The organism is Acinetobacter sp. ANC 4178, assembly GCF_004331175.1.
Classification (GTDB): domain Bacteria; phylum Pseudomonadota; class Gammaproteobacteria; order Pseudomonadales; family Moraxellaceae; genus Acinetobacter.
Window position 1 is genome coordinate 43,480 of the sequence record NZ_SJOD01000007.1, and the last position, 21,694, is coordinate 65,173.

The following is a 21,694-nucleotide window of genomic DNA, read 5'->3' on the forward strand; positions in this document are numbered from 1 at the left end:
TCTAAATGTAGGCAAGGTAATTACAGAATCTTTTATAGATATGAAACTTTGAGTTAACATAGTAAAAAATGAGTCTAAATCATGTATATAAAATATTTAACGCGCACAGATTTTCTGGATAATGGTTATTTTCGTATTACCCAACCTCAATATTTAAATGACCCGAATGGTGAAGCAAAATTCACACCCTTTTTTAATAGATTTTCGGATGCTGATTTAAAATATGCCTATAAACTTTACTTATCCTCCATTTTTTATGAAGGTTCAAATATTTCAGATGAATTCTTAATTCAAAACTACTTATTACCAACAGGTGATCCATACTCAATTGATACATTCCATAGCCTAAAAGCATTTAAAGAATTTGAAAATTTCGAAACCATGGATGGCTTTGATCGGTTTCATGCAACTGAATTTATAAAGCAAATTAATTCAAATCTTAGAACTAAATTAGATCAATCTATCGGTATATTCTCATTAACAAACTCATTCACTAATCAAGAAATGTGGTTAAAATACAGTAATCATGGTAAAGGTATAGCCATCTCTTTTGATTCAAAACATGATTTTTTCATAAAAAATCCACCTCAAAAAATCACGTATGACAATAACAAAAAAGCATCCATTACTTTTTTCGAGAGTATGATTAGAATCAATGGACTCTTAATCCCCAATAATCTTAAAAATCCGCATGAAATTCTAAAATATTACCATGACAATTTAGACCCTATTGACCTATACGAAAGATTACTTTTAACCAAAGCAGAAAGGTGGAGTAATGAAGAAGAATCTCGAATAATTTTCGACCTAAATGATCGCGATAATCAAAAAGACAATAAAGGTGAACTAATTGCATTAAAGAAAATTCCTTTTGAATGCTTTTCTGAATTAGTTTTCGGTTGGGATACATCAGAAGATGAAATTAATAAAATTTTAGGTCAAATTGAAAAAAATCCCGCGTTGAAGCATTTACAGCTTAGACAAGTAGAATACGGATATCTAGAAGAATTTGATAACTTGAGAGTTCGTGAATTCAATAAAAAGAGCGCCTAAGCGCTCTTTCTTAAATCATTCTATTCTGCCGCGAGCACAGCTCTTGGCGTAATTCAAGCAAGAAGCTTCGCTTCTTGAAATCCCTGAATTACTCCCACTCAATTGTCGCTGGTGGTTTAGATGACACGTCGTATACTACACGCGATACATCTTTAATTTCATTCATAATGCGCGTCGAAATTTTATCAACCAATTCATACGGTAAGTGTGCGAAACGAGCAGTCATGAAGTCCACAGTTTCAACCGCACGCAGTGCAATTACCCATGCATAACGACGACCATCACCGACTACACCAACTGATTTAACAGGTTGGAATACAGCAAATGCTTGTGCAGTCTTGTCGTACCAGCCGCTATCACGAAGTTCTTGCATGAAGATGTCGTCCGCAAGACGAAGAATATCTGCATATTCTTTTTTCACTTCACCCAAAATACGCACGCCCAAACCTGGACCTGGGAATGGATGACGGTAAATCATGCTGTGTGGTAAACCTAAAGTTGTACCTAATTTACGCACTTCATCTTTAAACAAATCACGTAATGGCTCAACCAATTCAAACTCTAAATCATCAGGTAAACCACCCACGTTGTGGTGTGATTTAATCACATGTGCTTTACCTTGCTTGCTTGCAGCAGATTCAATTACGTCTGGATAGATCGTACCTTGAGCCAAGAATTTCACGCCATCAAGTTTACGTGCTTCTTCTGCAAATACTTCAATGAACTCGCGACCAATGATCTTACGTTTTTTCTCAGGATCAACTTCACCCGCCAACGCTGTTAAGAAACGCTCTTCTGCATCAGCACGGATCACACGGATACCCATGTTGTCTGCGAACATTTGCATCACTTGATCGCCTTCGTTTAAACGAAGTAAACCGTTGTCTACAAATACGCAAGTCAGTTGATCACCAATCGCTTTATGTAATAAAGCAGCCACAACTGATGAATCTACGCCGCCAGATAAACCAAGTAGAACTTTTTCATCACCAATCTGTTCACGTAGTTGTTCTACACGAAGATCGATAATGTGTTCTGGTGTCCATAAACCGCCACAGCCACAAATTTTGTGAACAAAGTTAGATAATAACTCTGCACCTTTTGCAGTATGCGTAACTTCTGGGTGGAACTGCACGCCATAGAAACGACGGCTTTCATCAGATGCCGCAGCGAATGGGCAGCTTGGTGTGCTTGCAGTTGTTGTAAAACCTTCTGGAAGACGGCTCACTTTGTCACCGTGGCTCATCCACACGTGTAATTGGTTTTCACGGTCTTGAAGCTGACCAATTAAGTGGTCGCGCTGTTGAATATCAACTTCAGCATAGCCAAATTCGTGTACTGTACCCGCTTCAACCTTACCGCCGAGTTGTTCAGACATGGTTTGGAAACCGTAGCAGATTCCCAATACAGGCACACCTAATTCAAACACCACTTGTGGTGCACGTGGACTGCCTTCTTCATGCACACTTTCTGGTCCACCCGATAAAATAATACCGTTTGGATTAAACGCACGGATGTCTTCTTCAGACATATCGTAGGCATACATTTCAGAATAAACGCCCGCCTCGCGTACGCGACGTGCAATAAGTTGACTATATTGAGAGCCGAAATCCAGAATCAGGATACGATCTTCAGTAATTTGAGTATTGGTAGTCATGACAAACAACTATGTTAGGCAAGCGAATATAAGCGCCATATTCTAACATTTTTCCCTATATTAAGCACACTATTTGGACAATCAATAAATATATTTACAAAACAGATGTTTAAATAAAAAGCACCGAACTTGTCGATGCTATTGATCAAGATGGGATTCTGCAATCCCAGCGCTTCTGGGCTGTAGTACCTTATTTTTCAATTAAGGCATCTACACTCAATTTACCTGCACCATGCAGCATTAAGAAAAATAAACCACCTGCCATAGCAAAGTTTTTCATAAAGTTAATGGCATCTTCAGCACTGCCATGAAAAATGAACGCTGTGATGATACTAAAAACACCTAAGCCAAAGGCAGCAAAGCGCGCTTGAAAACCAAACAACAGTGCTAAACCACCACCAAACTCAACCAAGATGGTTAAGGGAAGTAGCGCGCCGGGTACACCCATCGCTTCCATATAACCCACCGTTGCGCCATAAGCGGTGAGTTTTCCCCAGCCTGCAACCAAGAAGATATAGGCGAGGAGCACACGGCCGATTAAACTCACAGCATTATCAAATGCAGGTTGAGTCACGATATTTTTTACAACAACATTGGGATTAAACATAATTGAACCTTTTCTTAATCTTGTGGATAGGCACAGCTTAGTTTTTAATGCTTATAGAATAAATATGTATTTTTTAGACTTATCGTTTTATATATGGAACGATAGGTGAGTAAAATTAATTACTTTTTTATACTGACTTTCCGTATATGGGCTGCTAGGATTTGGCTACATTTTCGCGATGTTTTACCCCATGGAACTCCTTGATTTTATTTTACACGTAGATGACCATTTACTCGAATTTATTACAAATTATGGGGTCTGGATTTACGCTATTTTATTTTTAATTATTTTTGTCGAAACCGGTTTGGTAGTCATGCCATTTTTACCGGGTGACAGCCTGTTATTTGCTGCGGGTGCACTGGCAGCATCTACAGGAGCGATGGATCCTTGGGTCTTAGGCATTTTACTGTTTATTGCGGCAGTTTTAGGTGACACGCTGAATTACCATATTGGCAAATATATTGGACCGCGGGTGTTTGAACTTGATTCGCGTTTTATTAATAAACAACACCTAATTAATACACAGAAATTCTTTGAAAAGCATGGCGGCAAAACCATTATCTTTGCACGCTTTGTGCCTTTTGCCCGAACTTTCGCGCCCTTTGTCGCGGGTGCTGGGCAAATGAATTATAAATTCTTTTTAACTTATAATTTAATTGGTGCTTTTGGCTGGATTGCCTCGTTTATTACGCTCGGTTATTTATTTGGCAACATGCCTATTGTGAAAGATAATTTCACACATCTCATCTTCGGGATTATTATTATCAGTGTCTTGCCGGGTATTATTGGATTTATTCGCCAAAAATTAGCCAAAAAGAAGGCTTAAAAGAAGCGCATCACCACAGGTAACATACAAATAAGCAATAACATGGCCGATCCTTTATATAAATGATCGGCTTTAATTGGCTTTAAATTCCCTGCCAAAATCGCCTTGCCAAAAACCATCCAGAACAAAGATGCAGGAATCAAAATTAAAGAAAAGACCAAAAAGACCACCCCTGCATTCAAGCCACTATTCCACATTTCAGGGGGTAAAATTCCTGCAGAAAAAAGCAGTGCTTTCGGATTTTTCAAGATAGAAAAGAACAATTGATAAGGTCGAATATGTGGGTGTTTTTGATGATGTGATTGCAGATGCGTCGACTTCCATAAATGGAATGCCATCCAGAAAACATACAATGCACTTAACACATGCAGCAAAGTAATCAAATGTGGCCAGACAGGACTGGTCAAATGGATCAACAGCGCCCACAAACTAATTGCATAGATATAGCCCAATAATTCGGCTGGTATAAGTAAAATGGTTTTAGGAATACCTTGTTGATGAGCAGAGCTTGCCAGCAATGCATTGGTCGGTCCTGGAATCAGAAACACTGCAATCATTGCAAAAACAAACAGCCAACTCTCAATCATAAAAACCTATCACTCAAGTGCAAAGAGTTGCACACCTTATCTGAAAGCTGGCCCAAAGAACAAGCCAAAACCAGTCTAAATTGAGACACAGCAAATTAAACTCAATACCAAAATCAAGCTAATACACTGTTTATATTGCATTTGTTTATGAAATATTTTGAAAAACTTTCACCCCCTAGCGCTTTTAGATCCTTTCGATAGAGGGTGTGATTCTTTGGGTTTAAGTTCTTGGAATCACCCTAATTGGGCAATTTTTAAACTTCGCAGCTTGCACAATGGCATCCTGCTGCCCCATTAAACGTGAAATTTCGGTTTTCTTGGTATTCGAAGATTGTCCCATGTTTAATGAAACGCTTGGGCCAAATCCCCAACCTCCACCGCGACTCCAACCACCGCCCAAGCCAACATCTACGCCAACCCCTGTGCGTTTTGCAACAGAAACACCTTGGTCTAAATATTGCTGAATTCGATCATACTCTGCCTGTAGCTGTTGGCAGTTCAGAGACTGATATTGTGTTGGAGAAACATAGGTCGGTTTGACTGTGGTCGCACACGCTGTAAGCAATACACTACTTGCAGCAAGGATAGATAAAGCAATTTTTTTCATAACTTTTCTCAATCTTATTTTTGCTCAATTTCATTGAACAATGAAAGATAGGCCTGCGTCAATTTATGATCTTTCGCCAAATGAATTAAGGGTTGATTGTGATGATGGGATTCTTTCATCAGCACCGAAGGCGGCAACATATTTTCCAATACAGGCAGACCTTCATCCTTCAATTGCTGTACCACTTCACGAGGTAATTTAGCTTGTGCTTGGTATTGATTCACCACAATACCTTCAATTTCCAATTGGTCATTATGATCATCTTGAGTTTCGATCACATTTTCAATCAGGCTTTGCAAAGCACGTTTCGAGAACACATCACAATCAAATGGAATCAGCACCCGATCTGCCGAAATTAATGCCGATAAAGTAAAGAAATTAAATGCAGGTGGCGTATCAATATAGATACGGTCATATTTACCTTCCAGTAACTTTAAAGCATCGCGTAATTTATAAATTTTATGCTTGGCTTCTAAAGCATGTGCCAAGGTCCCTAAACTCGGACTGGCAGGAATCACATCGAGTTGCTTAAACGGGGTTTGATGTGCATAACTTTCCAGACCTTTGGGGCGATTTTTTAATAAAGATCCAATCGCGTTGCCCAATAGTCCAGCTTTGCTTTGGGTTGTTCCCAAAACTTCATCGAAGTAGTTTTCGATATTCGGTTCCAATGCAGGCTTATCTACCGAATACGTCGCATCATCCCCCAATAAATATTGACTGGAGTTGGCTTGCGGATCCAAATCAATCACCAGTGTTTTCAATCCCTGATACGCGCTAATCGCAGCCAAATTGACCGTAATACTCGACTTGCCCACACCACCTTTCTGATTAAATACCACACGTGTCCGCATATCCCCCCTCCCTCAATTTTTATCTGTGATCGTTAAGCAGTGTAATCGATCATTTTTTTATCGCTCTAGAAAATGTCTGACAATCAACCAAAATTTGGCTGCATCATCACCAACCCCAAAATTGCAACAAATGCCACCACCGCCAAAAATAATCCTGCACGACGTTGCGCCAAAACAATTTGATCCTGCTTTTTATAGGCTTTGCTTAAAGAGGACAAAAGTACCAAAAACAGAATAATTTTGGCATAAAACCAAGACTGTACATCAAAATCTTTCATCACCAATAGAGCAACGCCCGTCAGGATCAATAAGGTCATAGCGCTGTGCTGAAAAGCCACAAAGAATTTACGTGCAGATGGATTCGGCAAATTACCTTCGGTTCCCGAAAATAAACTCCGCGCGCGAATCACAATTGCCACACCTGCCAGTATAACTGCCAACCAATGCAGCATTAACAACATTTGAGCATCCATAACAAGCCAATATCCTTAATGCTTAGGTGCATGTGCACATTCGGGGCTTGAAGTATCTTGTCCCTGCCATTCCGATTCTACAAAGGCATGAATTGCCAGTGCATGAATGCGACTCGGTGCCAATAAATCGCCTACAGCGGCATACACCTTTTGATGGCGTTGCACTAAACGTAAGCCATCAAAGGCTTCGCTGACAATCACCACTTTAAAATGGGACTCTTTACCAGGGAAATAACCACCATGCCCCGAAGATTCATTCACAATTTCCAAATAAGTCGGTGCCAATTGCTGTAAGCGGTCACGCAGTTGTAATTCTAAGCTCATGAGAATCTGCCTTTATCTTATCCATTGTATACAGTATAGCTGTTCTACCTCTATGTTTTGTATTCACAGGCGACTTTTAGGGTTTCAAGCGCAATTTTTTAGAAAATCTGACATAAAGTGCTTGTATTTTATGCAATTGATACAAGTTTTTTCAGAAAGATATTGACCATCATTTTTCATACTGTATTATACACGGCATGCGGGAATAGCTCAGTTGGTAGAGCACAACCTTGCCAAGGTTGGGGTCGCGAGTTCGAGTCTCGTTTCCCGCTCCAAATTTTTTAGTGTAAGTTTTAGAAAAAACTGCTCAATATGCGGGAATAGCTCAGTTGGTAGAGCACAACCTTGCCAAGGTTGGGGTCGCGAGTTCGAGTCTCGTTTCCCGCTCCAGATTCAAAAAAGCCCTAATCAAACGATTAGGGCTTTTTTATGTCTAAAATTTAAAACTGAATAGCCTATCTATTGTTGATTCAATCCATTAGCCCACCTAATTTTTATAGTATTGATCTGCTTAAATTTACCCGCAATCTTCTAAAAATAGTTCGCTTTAACTTACCCTCAAAATCGCAGTTACCCTCACGTTAAAAGCCTTCTTGAAGCACAGTAAAGTTCTGGTCTATATGGACAACAATATTCACAAAAAATAATTGCAATTAATACGCTACCCCTCACACCTCTATTAAAAGACCATCAAGATGAATTAACTGGATTAAAAATGCTTTGCTAAAGTAGGTGGCGACAGTTGACGTCTACTGGATTGGACCAACTCCCAAGGATAAAGAAGGTCTGGTCGATCGACGCCATAATTTTCAAGGTTGAGCTTTGGGCGCAAATCCTATTCCGATCTATGATCAAAAACTTAGCCAAAGTTCAGGTCTGCCTACATCACTCCGTGGCATATATGAATTTGATGTCAAAACCCGCTCCGAAGGCAAAGCTTCTCAACTCGCCATACAAATACCGATACCTTTCATTAAAACATCTGATCGACACCCCATAAAATTACCCCCTCCTGGATGCAGGGGGCAACTCATTACTTTAAGGTATTTTGGCGAATTTATCGTACGGCAATTTTAGGATTGGAATTGCCCCACATGGTGTAGACATCTGCGAGCAGCGCACCATTGTATTCTTCCAAATCGCTTTGTTTCACAGTTTCATTGCCCTGTTGACCAAACAACACCACTTCATCACTGGCACGAATATCAGGGAAGTCAGTGACATCGACCATGGTGGTATTCATCGAAGTTCGTCCGACCACAGGGACTTTATGCCCACGAATCAGCACATAGGCTTTATTACTAAAAGCACGACGATAGCCATCTGAATAGCCCATTGGCAAGTTCGCCAGCAATGAATCACGTTTTAAAGTATAGGTCTGGTCATAACCCACTGTTGTGCCTTTTAAATAAGCATTCACTGTCGCCACTTGGGTTTTAAACGTCATCAACTTTTTATATTCCACACGATCAGGAATACTGTCACCATAAATCACGCCACCTGCACGTACCATATCTAAATGCGATTCTGGCACTGTTAAAGTGGCAAATGAATTGGCTGTATGCAAGGTTAGCTCTTCACGCTTGAGTTTGGCTTTTTTAATTAACCAGTCGGTTTGTTGATTAAACACGGCTAAACGTTCACGCACATATTTTTCATCTTCTACTGCATAATGCGTCATGATGCCAACCAACTTTAAATTTGGCAGTTTGGTCATACGCAGTGCTTGTTGTTTGCCTGTTTCAGTGTTCAGCTCTAAGCCGTTTCGATCCATCCCACCCGCATTTAAACCCAAATGATAGGCAACTATAATCCCTTGTTGTTTCGCCCAAGCGGAGATGCGCTGTGCCTGTTCATAGTTTCCAAACAACTCTTCCATCTTTAACGATGCAGCATTTTGAATTTCTTGATCGGTGGCTGCACGCAGTCTTAAGATACGACCTTGATACCCCGATTGGCGTACCATAGCGGCTTCGGCATTGCTGGTAATACCCACACAAGGTACATTTAACTTGATGATGCTCGGCATCAACAACTGAATCCCATGCCCATAAGCATCGGCTTTCATCACAGCGCAGATTTGGCTCTTATCCTGCAATTGCTGCTGTAAAGTCTGAATATTCTGTTCAAAGGTCTGCACATTAATTTCAATCCACGCATTGGCTTGTGGCGCCGCAGCCTGTGTCGCTGAAATTTGTGATGTCAACATCGGTGCCGCCATCGCACTGCTCATATTCAGCAGTCCCGCCCCCAACATACATGCCAATAATGTTACTTTTTTCAAGACAAATCCCTCTTCGTCGTTATAAAAAAGAGAGGGTAAATACCCTCTCTCACTCTTCATTAATTATTTTCTGATACTTCATCATGATCAATGCGACGACCATGCTCTAAAATCCAAGTGCGCTCGCAGTCTTTACGTTTACGACGCTTGTAAGCAATCCATAAGCCGATAAACCAAAGTGGTGAAACAAACAGTGAAATACGCGTATCATGATCGAGACATAAAATCGCAACCACAAACACCATAAATGCGATCCCAAACCAACTCATAAAAATACCAGCAGGCATTTTATAAATAGATTGCGCGTGCAAATCAGGACGCTTTTTACGATAAGCCAAATACGATGCGAGAATCATACCAAAGGCAAATACAGTCAAAATTGAGGTCAATGCTGTCACAATATTAAATGCAGACATAACATTTGGCGTAACAAACAAAATCAGCGTACCAATAAATACACAAACCATCGAACACAACAGGGCTTGTACAGGCACTTTACCTTTGGATAAGGTTTTAAAGCGCTGCGGCGCATCTTTCTCAACGGCCAAACCATACAACATACGACTGGTGGCGAAGATACCGCTGTTTGCAGAAGACATGGCCGAAGTCACGACCACAAAGTTTACCACTGCAGCAGCAGCTGTAAGCCCGACCAATTGGAACATAGCCACAAATGGGCTTTTGCCTGGATCAACGTGCTGCCATGAGGTCACGGAAATGATGACCAACAAAGCACCCACATAAAACAATAGAATTCGCCAAGGAATTGAATTAATGGCTTTAGGTAATGATTTTTCTGGGTTTTTGGTTTCTGCAGCAGTTGTACCAACCAATTCAATACCCAAGAAAGCAAACACCGCCATTTGGAAACCCGCCAAGAACCCTGTCACACCATGCGGTAAAAATGCATCAGGATCAGTGATATGCGAGAAAGATGCCTTAACTCCATTTGGTGACACGAAGCCTATAACTACCATGCTTACACCCAAGATTAAAAAGGCAACAATCGCCACAATCTTGATCATGGCAAACCAAAACTCGGTTTCACCAAACATTTTCACTGTAAGTAAGTTCAGTACAGTCAAAACAGTGATCGTGGCCAAAGCAGGTAACCATACGGGTAAATCGGGATACCAGAACTGCATATAACCACCAATCGCGATAATATCGGCAATCGCAGTAATGATCCAACTGAGCCAGTAGGTCCAGCCCAAAAAGTAGCCTGCCCAAGGACCTAAATAATCCGTAGCAAAATCTACAAATGACTTATAGTTGGTGTTGGAAAGCAGTAACTCTCCCATGGCACGCATGACAAAAAACAGGACAAAGCCAACGATCATATAAGTCAAAATGACTGAGGTTCCAGAATTGGCAATGGTTTGCCCCGAACCCATAAATAGACCTGTTCCGATGGCTCCGCCAATCGCAATCATTTGAATATGGCGATTGCTGAGAGAACGATCGAGTTGTTCTTCTCCAGCTGAATCGTAATGATGTCCACCCAGTAAATCACCTTCTAAAGGCTCTTTTTGTTGATGGGTTTGTTTTCCATTCATCATGTTTATTACTCCAATTTACACCTAAAAACGGTGCAAATACGGGACAGATATAAAATGTTTCCTTATTTAATATCTATCCAAAATTAAGCTAAATATTATCTTTCAATAATATTAATTTTATTATTTAACCGAATTTTAAAAATAAAAATACCGACCAAATAAATCACAACACAGATTGCAAAACCTATACCAATTTTATTAATTTAACATTAAAAAACAATAGCTTAATAAAAACATGACGCGAGTTTATCCACTGACTATAAGCGAACCCATAATCACTGGATGTAAATATTGCATTAATATTTTTCACAATATCCATATATTCAATTCCATTGAAAATCAATTTAACGATTTAATTTCTATAAATCACCATCATCATATTTAATAAATCGAGACGAATAATCACGAACGAAGCTCCGTTAATATCAAACCTGCTCTTAAGCCTTTTTTCACTTGAGTATTTGGAAATAAGATCCAGACCTGTTCTGGTGCAATCACATAAGGTTTACCCTGTTGCAGGGCAATTACCGCATCTGATTGGAACATTGAAAAATTGGGAGCAGAATCGGCAAGGTTGAGCTGAAAGTCATCTTCAGTTTTGATAATCGAATCGACAACACGAAAGTTTTTAATTGCTGACTTTTGGCGTGCAGGTAAAGGTTGTTCTGTTACTACCGAACGTAACACTTGATTAATCGCGCTAAATGCCGATAAATCATTTTGACCAAAAGGTTTGGCATGTCCGAGTTCAAGGGTTGAACTCGCTGCGTGAAATCTTGAACTGGTATAGTGCGTGAAGGTGCGACCCGCCGCATTGTGGTACACCAAGGCATCCAGTTCCGCAGCACTTAAACACGCTAACATGACCGCATCATAGCCATGAGTTTGATAAGGAAATAAAGCAAAAGTCGGAAGCAAAGACGGACGAATCGCCGTGTGCAAATCATAGTGATAGCGTTTGACCTGTGTAGGGCACGATTGAAAGAAATCTGCCACTAACTGCTCTAACTCAGCCACTCGCTTGGCTTCAAAGGTTTCGGAAAATTGCTGATGCGCACCACAAAACATCCGATTCATATCATTTTCAACATAGCGTTTACCTGAACGAATCGCGACAGGGTTGCCCAAAATCAACATTAATTTGACCTTGAGCTGTAATGCACCTGCAAAAATATCCTGACTGAGCTGCGCCAATAACTCGATTGGCGCAGTTTCATTGCCATGTACACCAGCGGACAGCACGACGGCTTTTTCATAAGCCTGCATAGGCGTAAAAGACAGCACCCCTTCAGCCAGCCATTCCCAGCTAAAATTGTCCTGTATGCCTCGGGTTGAGGCAGGTACTTTTTGCTCTAACACACTACTTAAAAAATCCATCTGCTGCTGTCCTTACTCGCGAATTAACGTTGGAAGTGATACACCGAACCTAAGTTCAAAATTTGCGTCAATTCATCTAACGCAGTACGGCTTTCAATCAATAATTGCGGGTCAGCCAAATCTTGTTGTGCCAACTGGTCACGGTAGTATTGATCTACCCACGTGTTTAAACGGGTAAACAAGGCATCATTCATAAACAAATTCGGATTAATCGCATTCAGTTCTGCTTCATTCACTGCAACACGCAAACGCAAACATGCAGGACCGCCACCGTTACGCATACTTTCACGCAGGTCGAAGACTTTGATGTCATCAATTGGCGTACCCATTTGAATCATGTCGTTTAAGTAACCCCACACTGCTGGGTTTTGACGTGATTCCTCAGGCACCACAATGCTCATACCGCCATCGGCACGCGTAAGCAATTGGCTATTGAACAAATAGGTATTCACTGCATCTTTCACTGAAACACGCTGATCAGGTACTTCAATAGCCACAAACTCTTGACCCAAACGTGCCATTTTTTCGCGAATTTCAGCCAAAGCTTCCGATTGATTTAAAAATGCATGTTGATGATGGAACAGGACGTTTTGGTTACTCACCGCAATCACGTCGTTGTGGAAGACCCCTTGGTCAATCACATCGGGATGCTGCTGTACAAACACCGTTTGTTCCGCTTTGAGTTGGTGTAAACGTGCCACTGCTTCACTCGCCTCACGCGACTGGCGTGCAGGATAGTGTTTCGGACCAATACCACCACCGAGGAACTGCTGACCATAGACAAACACTTGCACGCTGGCTTGATCATAAGCACCGCCTAAACGGTTATGGTTTGCCGCACCTTCATCACCAAACAATGCCACTGGTGGCAGTGCTTCATGATGGGCGAAGTGACGCTCATCCTTAAACATGGCCGCCATAACGCGCGATGTCGTTTCATGTTCAATCGAGCGGTGGAATTTGTTGTTCAAGTTTGCCGCTGTAAAATGCACACGACCATCAGCACTGTCCGCCGACGGCGAAACTGTTGCCGCATTGGCTGTCCACATGCACGATGCAGAACTCAAAGCAGATAACAACGCAGGCGAAGTTCGCATGGCTTGTTCAATCACACTGTGATCATCGCCACGGAAGCCCAATTTGCGCAAAGTCGGCACATGTGGGCGTTCTTGTGGTGCAAATACACCTTGCTTTAAGCCCATGTCGGCCAAAGCTTTCATCTTTAACAGACCTTGCTTGGCAGCCAACTTTGGGTTGGAAAGATTATTTTGGTTTTTGGTTGATGCTTCGTTTCCAAAGGACAATCCCGCATAGTGATGCGTTGGACCGACTAAACCATCAAAATTAATTTCATAGCCTGACATTTCTAAACTCCCTTTTCTGTCGACTTACAGCACAATGCCTGGCGATAATTTTTCAGGTAGGCTTACCTGCTGACTTTCTAGTGATGCCATTGGCCATGCGCAATAATCTGCGGCATAGAAGGCACTGGCACGATGATTTCCTGATGCACCTACACCACCAAATGGCGCGGCACTTGAAGCGCCTGTTAATGGTTTATTCCAGTTCACAATGCCTGCACGCGCTTCAATCAATAAACGCTCGAACAGTTCACGATCTGGTGAAATCAAACCTACCGACAAGCCAAAGCGTGTTGCATTGGCAAGCGCTAAAGCTTCATCAAAATGGTTATAACGATAGATACAGCTCAATGGACCAAAATATTCTTCGTCGGGTACGTCATTAACATGAGTCACATCTAAAAGACCTGGGCTTAAAAAGCTACTGTTGGCATCTGCTTGAGTGACAGGCAATAACACCTCAGCGCCCAAGTCCACCAAACGTTGTTGCGCTTGTAAAATTTGCTGTGCCGCATGCAATGAAATCACACCACCCATAAACGGTTGTGGCTGTGCATCCCACTGCCCCACCACCAAGTTACGGCTCACTTCAACCAAACGTTGAATGAAGGCATCACCTACAGCACCATTTTTGATAATCAAACGGCGCGCACAGGTACAGCGCTGACCTGCGGAAATAAAGGCAGATTGAATGGTTAAGTTCACTACCGCATCAATATCGGTAATTTCATCGATGATTAATGCGTTGTTACCCCCCATTTCTAGCGCGAGAATTTTCTCTGGAGCACCTGCTAATTGTTTATGCAAGTGGTAACCCGTATTGGCACTGCCTGTGAACAACAAGCCATCAATTTCATGGGATTGAGCCAGTGCTTCCCCAGTACTGCGACCACCTTGTACCAAGTTCAATACGCCTGCTGGTAAGCCTGCTTCTTGCCACAACTTCACGGTTTCTTCCGCTGTCCACGGCGTGAGTTCACTTGGTTTAAAAACAAGGGTATTGCCCGCGATTAAGGCTGGCACAATGTGACCATTCGGCAAGTGACCTGGGAAGTTATATGGACCAAATACAGCCAATACCCCATGTGGACGGTGACGCAAAGATGCTGCACCATCTGCCATTTCAGTGATGCTTTCGCCAGTACGTTCATGGTAAGCACGAATCGAAATCGCCACTTTGGCAATCATCGATTGAACTTCAGTTAAGGTTTCCCAAATTGGTTTGCTGGTTTCACGACTAATGATTGTCGCTAACTGTTGTTTATTTTGTTCTAGCAAGCTGGCAAAGCGGTGAATCACTTCAATACGCTCTGCAAGTGGACGACGCGCCCACGCAGCAAAAGCTGCACGTGCCGACTGACAAGCCTGTTCCACTTGTTCAGCCGTAGCTTCTGCACCGTGCCAAATTTTTTCTTGTGTGACAGGATCGAGTTTGTCCCATGCTGCACCCTGTGCAGGAGACCATGTCCCATTAATATATAAATTTCCTTGTGACATTATTTTTACTCCATCTTGTCTAAAGGCAGCATACGAATACTTTGCCCCGCTTGTACGCCAAGCGCATAGGCTTGTTCAGCCGTTAAACTTAAGTTGTCTGCATCCGCAGCATGTTGAATTAAAATCGCGCGATAATCGTGATAACGGTCATTTGCTACCAAATAACGACCTGTCGCTTCTGGCAGACTGCTCACGATTTTCACGGCACAGGTCTGGCTTTCCTTGACTGCACGTAAGTTTTTCACTTCGGCTTCGAGGGTTGGCCCTGCATCAAAAATATCGACATAGCCTTGATAACGCAGACCTTCCGACTCTAAAACACGAGAAGCTGGAACGGTCTGAGGATGAACTTGCGCAATCACTTGCTGTGCTGCCAATGGCAATAAATCGGTATACACAGGGAAACGAGGCATCAATTCCGCAATAAAGACTTTTTGCCCAATACCACTTAGGTAATCAGCCGTGGAGAAGTCCATATTGAAAAAGTGATAACCCAAGGCATCCCAAAAGGGTGATCGACCATTTTCATCCGAATAACCACGCATTTCTGCAATCAGGGTATTTTGAAATGCCTGCTGAAATGCTGCGATAAATAGAAAACGGATTTTAGAAAGCAATTTACCATTTTGATCTTTACGATATTCAGGATCTAAAAACAGCGTGCACAGCTCACTACATCCCGTATGGTCATTGCTTAAAAACAGAGTGTTTAAAGCCTTATAAACATTCAGAGCTTGTGAGGCATGAACTTGCTTACCCACATGAAAGTTATAAAATGGTTCTGTCAAACCCACCGCAACTTCAATCGCACTGACGCCAACCACGCGCTGCAACTGGGTATCTTCTAAAACAAATAAATAACCTTGCTCATTTGGCGCAGCTTGACCTTGTAAGGTCTTTTGTGTGCGTGCAATCCGAGCCAATAAGATGTCTTTATTTTGGGGTAAAGAAGTCAGACCTACGCCCGACTTCCCCGCCAGAATGAAGATATCATCTAAATCTCGATGCTCTGCATGTCTAACAATCATCATCAGCGGTGGCCTATCACGCGCCAACGAAACGTGCGAGCGCACGCTCAAAACGTTGTAAACCTGCTTCAATATCCGCTTCTGGAATAATTAAAGATGGCGTGAAACGCACGACATTTGGACCTGCAACTAATGCCAACAAGCCTTCTTCACCAGCAAGCGTAACGATGTCTTTGGCTTTGCCGGCATATTCTGCTTTGAGTACACAGCCAATCAATAAACCTTGACCGCGAACTTCTTCAAACAAGCCAAAACGTTCATTCAAACGCTTTAAACCATCAGCAAAGATTTGCGCACGAGTACGTACACCATTCAATACTTCAGGAGTATTAATAAAGCCAAATACCGCAGATGCCACCGCAGATGCCAATGGGTTACCACCATAAGTTGTACCGTGATCACCCACCGCATACATATTCGCGTATTTATCTGTGGTAATCATGGCACCAATGGGGAAACCACCACCCAATGCTTTGGCTGTGGTTAAAATGTCTGGCGTCACTTCTGTGTTCATATAAGCATATAACGCCCCTGTACGACCCACGCCAGTTTGTACTTCATCAAAAATCAATACTGCACCATGTTGATCACACAGTTCACGTAAGCCTTTTAAGAATTCAGGATCAGCCGTAATAACCCCACCTTCACCTTGAATCGGTTCAACAATCACTGCGCACGTATCGGCATCAATCGCTGCACGCGCTGCATCCAAATCATTAAATGGAAGATGCTGAATGCCTTCTGGTAAAGGGGCAAAATCTTGCGAGTATTTCGGTTGACCACCTGCCGAAACGGTAAATAACGTACGGCCGTGGAAGGCATTTTTAAATGCAATAATCTTGTTCTTGCGCGCAGAGCCTGAAAGTAGACCCACTTTGCGCGCAAGTTTCAAAGCCGCTTCGTTGGCTTCTGCACCAGAGTTACAGAAAAACACTTTATCGGCGAAGGTACTTTCAACCAATTGTTTTGCTAGAGTAAGTACAGGTTCATTGGTATAACCGTTACCGATATGCCATAACTTCTGACCTTGTTCGACTAAGGCTTTGACTGCAACTGGATGTGCATGTCCAAGCGCATTCACCGCAATACCACCTGCAAAATCAATATATTCTTTACCTTGCTGATCCCACAAACGAGAACCTTCGCCACGCACAGGAATAAATTGAGCAGGTGCAAAAACAGGCACCATATACTGATTAAAATCTTGGCGATTAGGTTGGCTATTCTGGTTCATGGTCTGTTCTTCCTTAATAAATCTGATATTTTTCTTACTTGAATGTGCCCCGAAGGGCACGAAACTCCCCCTTAACCTGGGAAAATTCCTCGTTCTTTACGTGCTTTCAAAATACGTTCACAAGCCAAAATGTACGCTGCGGTACGCAAGCTGCAATCTTTGTCATCTGCTGTATGCCAAACATCTTCAACTGCTTTAATCATAAGCTTGTCTAAACGCTCATTAATTTCTTCTTCAGTCCAGAAGTAGCTTGCCATGTCTTGAACCCACTCGAAGTAACTCACGGTTACACCGCCCGCGTTACACAGTACGTCTGGAACAATCATGATTTGGCGTTCTAAAAGAATGTCTTCTGCGTCTGGATAAGTTGGGCCGTTCGCACCTTCCAACACCAATTTGGCAGTCAATTTTTGCGCACGCTCAGCCGTAATCTGACCTTCTAACGCAGCAGGGATTAAAATATCCATCTCTACTGACCAGAACGCTTCATCTTCAATTAACGTTGCATCAGGGAAACCTGCGACACCTTTATGAATCGCAACGTAGTCTTGCAACTGCTTCACATTAAAGCCTTCCGCATTGAAGATCGTGCCTGTGTGGTCTTGCACACACACCACTTTCGCATTGGCTTTATGGAACAAATATGCAGCTTCGCTACCCACGTTACCAAAGCCCTGAACTGCAATACGACTGCCTTCAAGTGCTAAGTTAAGTTTTTTGGCCACTTCTAAACCCGTTACGAATACACCACGACCCGTTGCACGTACACGACCTAATGAGCCACCTAAATGCACAGGTTTACCTGTCACAACACCTGTTACGGTATGACCTTTGATCGTAGAGTAGGTATCCATCATCCAACCCATAATGTCCGCATTGGTGCCTACATCTGGTGCTGGAATATCGGTTTGTGGGCCAATGATTGGGCTAATTTCAGTGGTAAAACGACGCGTCAAACGTTCAAGTTCACGTGGAGACAATTTACGCGGATCTACTCGAATACCGCCTTTTGCACCACCATACGGTAAGTTTAATACCGCAGTTTTAATGGTCATCCACGCTGAAAGAGCCATCACTTCATTCAGTTCTACATCTGGATGGTAACGAATACCGCCTTTACCTGGTCCACGCGACAAATTGTGTTGTACACGGTAACCTTCGAAATGCTGAATAGAACCGTCGTCCATAACAATAGGCACATCGACAATCAACGCACGCTTTGGACGTTTTAAAGTATTGATAAATGGGATTAAGTCTTCTTCAAGATAAGGTGCTACACGGTTAATCTGAGCAAGGTAGGTTTGCCATGCGCCACTATTTTCCATTTCATACGACAAAGACATTATTTTATCCTCTGAGAATTTAATTGAGCTAATCCATTCAAAATAGGAAACACCCCATCTATTGGACACCGCCTCAGCTCGGTGTTGTTCCAACTGGAGTGTTACCTAATACGCATAGTATGAAAAATCAAAACGACTCTAAAAAGTTGTAATTTTGATAAAAATGCAATAAATTTTATCAAAATGATAATTATGGAAATCAAAATGAATGATACTGACAGCCAAATTCTAGGTTTGCTGCGTGACAACGCCCGTATGTCAATTACCGACATTGCCCACAAAGTGCGCGTTTCTCGAAACACTGTGCAGAAACGCATCGAATATTTAGAATCGAGTGGCATCATTACGGGCTATACCGTCCGTTTAAAACCGGGTAGCGAGAAAAACACCATTCGTGCATGGATGAATATTATGGTGGAAGGCACCAAAACCAGTGCCGTGGTAAAAGAATTAAGAATTGATCCCTCAGTACATACGCTGCATACCACCAACGGTAAATGGGATTTATTGGTTGAGCTAAAATCAGACAGTTTAGAAAGTTTTGATAAAACCTTAGAGCGCATTCGAACCATTTCGGGCATTTACAATACCGAAACCAGTATTTTGCTTTCGACTTATAAAGCATAAACAATTCACTTATCGTGATTTCAAGTGAGAAACCCGCATACTCTTAGAAAACAAACCACTCGGAGCAATACGACCTAATTTGACTAAAATGTACAGTTTGACCCCGTTTTCTTGAAAATTTGATCCGATTTTGACCCAATGAGTTTAATCGATTGCTCATTTTTAAATAGCACAACTCTTTTAAAGTCTTGCATGGCTGTGTATAACAATCGACGTACAGAAAAGTAAAAGCATAGGCAAACTGTCTAAAAAAGCGTTAGACTATGCCACAACCAAAAATGCAAACCCCTTGGTGATTTGCAGACGAATAGAAAGGTGAAGATTGATGCCGCTCAATACCGTTGAAGAGCTCGTAGCAGATATCCGTGCAGGGAAAATGGTCATCCTGATGGATGATGAAGACCGTGAAAATGAAGGTGACTTAGTTATTGCGGCGACACACGTGCGCCCAGAAGACATTAACTTCATGATTACGCATGCGCGTGGTTTAGTGTGCTTAACTTTAAGCCGTGAGCGTTGTCAGCAATTGAATTTACCTTTAATGGTCGATGCCAATGGTGCACAACATGCCACCAACTTCACCTTATCGATTGAAGCAGCAGAAGGGATTACCACAGGTATTTCCGCTGCTGAACGTGCTCATACCATTCAAACAGCGGTTGCTGCACATGCCAAGCCGAGCGATATTGTACAACCTGGACATATCTTCCCGCTGATGGCACAACCCGGTGGTGTACTGCACCGTGCAGGACATACTGAAGCAGGCTGTGACCTCTCACGTATTGCTGGCTTAGAACCCGCTTCCGTGATTTGTGAAATCATTAAAGAAGACGGCACCATGGCCCGTCGTCCAGATTTGGAAATTTTCGCTGAAAAGCATGGTCTTAAAATGGGGACCATTGCTGACCTGATCCATTACCGCATGACCAATGAACAAACAGTCGAGCGTTTAGGTCAAGAAACCATCGACACTGAATATGGTACATTTGAACTGTTCCGTTATCGTGAAATTGGCAATCCAGATATCCATTTGGCCTTGGTTAAAGGTGAGCCGAAAGACGGCGTAACCACAGTTCGCGTGCATGGTTTTAATCCAACTCGTGATTTATTGAAACTCAATAAGCAAGATGGCGAACCTGCTTGGAACTTAGACCGTGCGCTAAAAGAAATTGCCCACAGTGATCGTGGTGTACTGGTGTGGATTGGTCAACGTCACCTACAAGATTTAGGTCCTGCCCTAGACAGTTTAACTGCACCAAAGAAAACCAAATCGAGTGCAGCATTGTCTCAGCAATATCAAACGATTGGTGTGGGCGCACAAATTTTACGTGATTTAGGCGTTGAAAAAATGAAGCTGCTTAGTTCGCCGCTACGTTTCAATGCATTATCAGGTTTTAATCTTGAAGTGGTGGAATATGTCACCGCTCAACAAACATTAACGAAATAATCGAGGTTGCTATGGCGATTCGCCGAATTGAAGGTTTATTACATCTCGCGAGCGAAGGCCGTTACGCGATTTTAGTGGGTCGTTTCAATAGCTTTGTGGTTGAACACTTACTAGAAGGTGCAATTGATACATTGAAACGTCATGGTGTATCAGAGGATAATATCACTGTTGTTCATGCACCAGGTGCTTGGGAACTTCCAGTGGTTGCAAAAAAACTGGCCGCTTCTGATCGCTTTGATGCCATCATCGCTCTTGGCGCTGTGATTCGTGGTAGTACGCCTCACTTTGACTTTGTTGCAGGTGAATGTGCCAAAGGTTTAGGCGTAGTTGGCTTAGACACTGGTTTACCAGTAATTAACGGTGTATTGACTACGGACAGCATTGAACAAGCGATTGAACGCTCTGGAACAAAAGCAGGTAATAAAGGTAGCGAAGCTGCTCTTACTGCAATTGAAATGGTTAACTTGTTAAAGGCTATTTAAAGCATGTCGCAAACACTTCAAGCCGCTTATGCTGCAAAACGTAAAGCACGTCGTTTTGCTGTACAAGGCATTTATGAATGGCAAATGAGCCGCAACCCAGTGCATGAAATTGAAGCACGTACGCGTGTTGAAAATGCCATGCATAAAGTGGACCTAAGCTATTATCATGAATTGCTGACTCAAGTGGTTGCCAATCATGAAGCTTTGGATGCGCTTCTTATTCCTGTGCTAGATCGCCAAATCGAAGCACTAGACGGTGTTGAACTTGCAACATTACGTTTAGGCGCTTACGAATTGAAAGAACATCTTGAAATCCCGTATCGCGTGGTTTTAGATGAAGCGATTGAACTTGCCAAGCACTTTGGTGGGGCTGACAGTCATAAATACATCAATGGTGTATTAGACCGTTTAGCCAACAACCTTCGTGCAGCAGAAAAGCAACAAGCACAATAAGACGTGTAGTAAGT

At 42.3% G+C, this 21,694-nt stretch carries 21 protein-coding genes and 2 tRNA genes; 8 read left to right on the top strand and 15 right to left on the bottom strand.

What is annotated here, in order from left to right:
- Window positions 1-81 precede the first annotated feature (81 nt).
- A complete protein-coding gene (locus E0H87_RS14495; protein WP_131324244.1) occupies window positions 82-1,053 on the top strand; it encodes a DUF2971 domain-containing protein in 972 nt (323 codons plus the stop codon).
- Between the two features lie 88 nt (window positions 1,054-1,141).
- Here the strand turns inward: E0H87_RS14495 and guaA are convergent, their stop codons facing one another.
- Together guaA and E0H87_RS14505 are read right to left on the bottom strand one after the other, a co-directional pair.
- A complete protein-coding gene (gene guaA / locus E0H87_RS14500; RefSeq protein ID WP_131324245.1) occupies window positions 1,142-2,710 on the bottom strand; it encodes a glutamine-hydrolyzing GMP synthase in 1,569 nt (522 codons plus the stop codon).
- A 190-nt stretch (window positions 2,711-2,900) separates the two neighbouring features.
- Window positions 2,901-3,317, bottom strand: a complete 417-nt coding sequence (locus E0H87_RS14505) for a DoxX family protein (RefSeq protein WP_131324246.1) — start codon at window positions 3,315-3,317, stop codon at window positions 2,901-2,903.
- A 190-nt stretch (window positions 3,318-3,507) separates the two neighbouring features.
- Between E0H87_RS14505 and E0H87_RS14510 the strand changes: the two genes are divergently transcribed.
- Window positions 3,508-4,143, top strand: a complete 636-nt coding sequence (locus E0H87_RS14510; protein ID WP_131324247.1) for a DedA family protein — start codon at window positions 3,508-3,510, stop codon at window positions 4,141-4,143.
- Here E0H87_RS14510 and E0H87_RS14515 read toward each other — a convergent pair.
- From E0H87_RS14515 to E0H87_RS14535, 5 genes are all read right to left on the bottom strand, one after another.
- The gene (locus E0H87_RS14515) at window positions 4,140-4,730 is read right to left on the bottom strand and encodes a LysE family translocator (protein WP_131324248.1); all 591 of its coding nucleotides are present in this window, start codon (window positions 4,728-4,730) and stop codon (window positions 4,140-4,142) included. The genes E0H87_RS14510 and E0H87_RS14515 overlap by 4 nt on opposite strands.
- Before the next feature lie 220 nt (window positions 4,731-4,950).
- Window positions 4,951-5,337, bottom strand: coding sequence for a hypothetical protein (locus tag E0H87_RS14520; protein WP_131324249.1), 387 nt, complete (start codon window positions 5,335-5,337; stop codon window positions 4,951-4,953).
- Window positions 5,338-5,351: 14 nt separating this feature from the next.
- Window positions 5,352-6,191, bottom strand: a complete 840-nt coding sequence (locus E0H87_RS14525; RefSeq protein ID WP_131324250.1) for a ParA family protein — start codon at window positions 6,189-6,191, stop codon at window positions 5,352-5,354.
- An 83-nt stretch (window positions 6,192-6,274) separates the two neighbouring features.
- A complete protein-coding gene (locus tag E0H87_RS14530) occupies window positions 6,275-6,664 on the bottom strand; it encodes a SirB2 family protein (protein ID WP_131324251.1) in 390 nt (129 codons plus the stop codon).
- A gap of 15 nt (window positions 6,665-6,679) precedes the next feature.
- Entirely contained in the window at window positions 6,680-6,988 is a 309-nt protein-coding gene (locus tag E0H87_RS14535) for a BolA family protein (protein ID WP_016165636.1), read from the bottom strand.
- 199 nt (window positions 6,989-7,187) lie between these two features.
- Here E0H87_RS14535 and E0H87_RS14540 point away from each other — a divergent pair.
- Together E0H87_RS14540 and E0H87_RS14545 are read left to right on the top strand one after the other, a co-directional pair.
- Window positions 7,188-7,263, top strand: a tRNA-Gly gene (locus E0H87_RS14540).
- Window positions 7,264-7,302: 39 nt separating this feature from the next.
- Window positions 7,303-7,378, top strand: a tRNA-Gly gene (locus E0H87_RS14545).
- A 667-nt stretch (window positions 7,379-8,045) separates the two neighbouring features.
- On the opposite strand, the gene alr is transcribed toward E0H87_RS14545, so the two are convergent.
- The 8 genes from alr to E0H87_RS14585 form a co-directional block, all read right to left on the bottom strand.
- Window positions 8,046-9,272 carry an alanine racemase gene (gene alr / locus E0H87_RS14550; protein ID WP_131324252.1) on the bottom strand — a complete coding sequence of 409 codons (1,227 nt, stop codon included), beginning with the start codon at window positions 9,270-9,272 and terminating at the stop codon, window positions 8,046-8,048.
- Window positions 9,273-9,331: 59 nt separating this feature from the next.
- A complete protein-coding gene (locus tag E0H87_RS14555; RefSeq protein ID WP_227547368.1) occupies window positions 9,332-10,831 on the bottom strand; it encodes an amino acid permease in 1,500 nt (499 codons plus the stop codon).
- Window positions 10,832-11,233: 402 nt separating this feature from the next.
- The gene (gene astE / locus E0H87_RS14560; protein ID WP_131324253.1) at window positions 11,234-12,208 is read right to left on the bottom strand and encodes a succinylglutamate desuccinylase; all 975 of its coding nucleotides are present in this window, start codon (window positions 12,206-12,208) and stop codon (window positions 11,234-11,236) included.
- Window positions 12,209-12,231: 23 nt separating this feature from the next.
- Window positions 12,232-13,572: an N-succinylarginine dihydrolase gene (astB, locus tag E0H87_RS14565; RefSeq protein WP_131324254.1), complete on the bottom strand. Its 1,341-nt coding sequence runs from the start codon at window positions 13,570-13,572 to the stop codon at window positions 12,232-12,234.
- 24 nt (window positions 13,573-13,596) lie between these two features.
- Complete coding sequence (gene astD, locus E0H87_RS14570) at window positions 13,597-15,066, bottom strand: succinylglutamate-semialdehyde dehydrogenase (protein ID WP_131324255.1); 1,470 nt, start codon at window positions 15,064-15,066, stop codon at window positions 13,597-13,599.
- Window positions 15,067-15,071: 5 nt separating this feature from the next.
- The gene (astA, locus tag E0H87_RS14575; protein WP_016165648.1) at window positions 15,072-16,097 is read right to left on the bottom strand and encodes an arginine N-succinyltransferase; all 1,026 of its coding nucleotides are present in this window, start codon (window positions 16,095-16,097) and stop codon (window positions 15,072-15,074) included.
- A gap of 13 nt (window positions 16,098-16,110) precedes the next feature.
- A complete protein-coding gene (locus E0H87_RS14580) occupies window positions 16,111-17,328 on the bottom strand; it encodes a bifunctional succinylornithine transaminase/acetylornithine transaminase (protein ID WP_131324256.1) in 1,218 nt (405 codons plus the stop codon).
- Window positions 17,329-17,399: 71 nt separating this feature from the next.
- Window positions 17,400-18,674 (bottom strand): Glu/Leu/Phe/Val family dehydrogenase, encoded by a 1,275-nt coding sequence (locus E0H87_RS14585; protein ID WP_171458387.1) that lies wholly within the window; start codon window positions 18,672-18,674, stop codon window positions 17,400-17,402.
- A gap of 201 nt (window positions 18,675-18,875) precedes the next feature.
- Here E0H87_RS14585 and E0H87_RS14590 point away from each other — a divergent pair, with 201 nt between their 5' ends.
- From E0H87_RS14590 to nusB, 4 genes are all read left to right on the top strand, one after another.
- Window positions 18,876-19,298, top strand: a complete 423-nt coding sequence (locus tag E0H87_RS14590; protein WP_116762678.1) for an Lrp/AsnC family transcriptional regulator — start codon at window positions 18,876-18,878, stop codon at window positions 19,296-19,298.
- Between the two features lie 325 nt (window positions 19,299-19,623).
- A complete protein-coding gene (gene ribBA / locus E0H87_RS14595; protein WP_131324258.1) occupies window positions 19,624-20,745 on the top strand; it encodes a bifunctional 3,4-dihydroxy-2-butanone-4-phosphate synthase/GTP cyclohydrolase II in 1,122 nt (373 codons plus the stop codon).
- Window positions 20,746-20,756: 11 nt separating this feature from the next.
- Window positions 20,757-21,227, top strand: coding sequence for a 6,7-dimethyl-8-ribityllumazine synthase (gene ribE / locus E0H87_RS14600; protein ID WP_016165653.1), 471 nt, complete (start codon window positions 20,757-20,759; stop codon window positions 21,225-21,227).
- 3 nt (window positions 21,228-21,230) lie between these two features.
- The gene (nusB, locus tag E0H87_RS14605; protein WP_131324259.1) at window positions 21,231-21,680 is read left to right on the top strand and encodes a transcription antitermination factor NusB; all 450 of its coding nucleotides are present in this window, start codon (window positions 21,231-21,233) and stop codon (window positions 21,678-21,680) included.
- Window positions 21,681-21,694 lie beyond the last annotated feature (14 nt).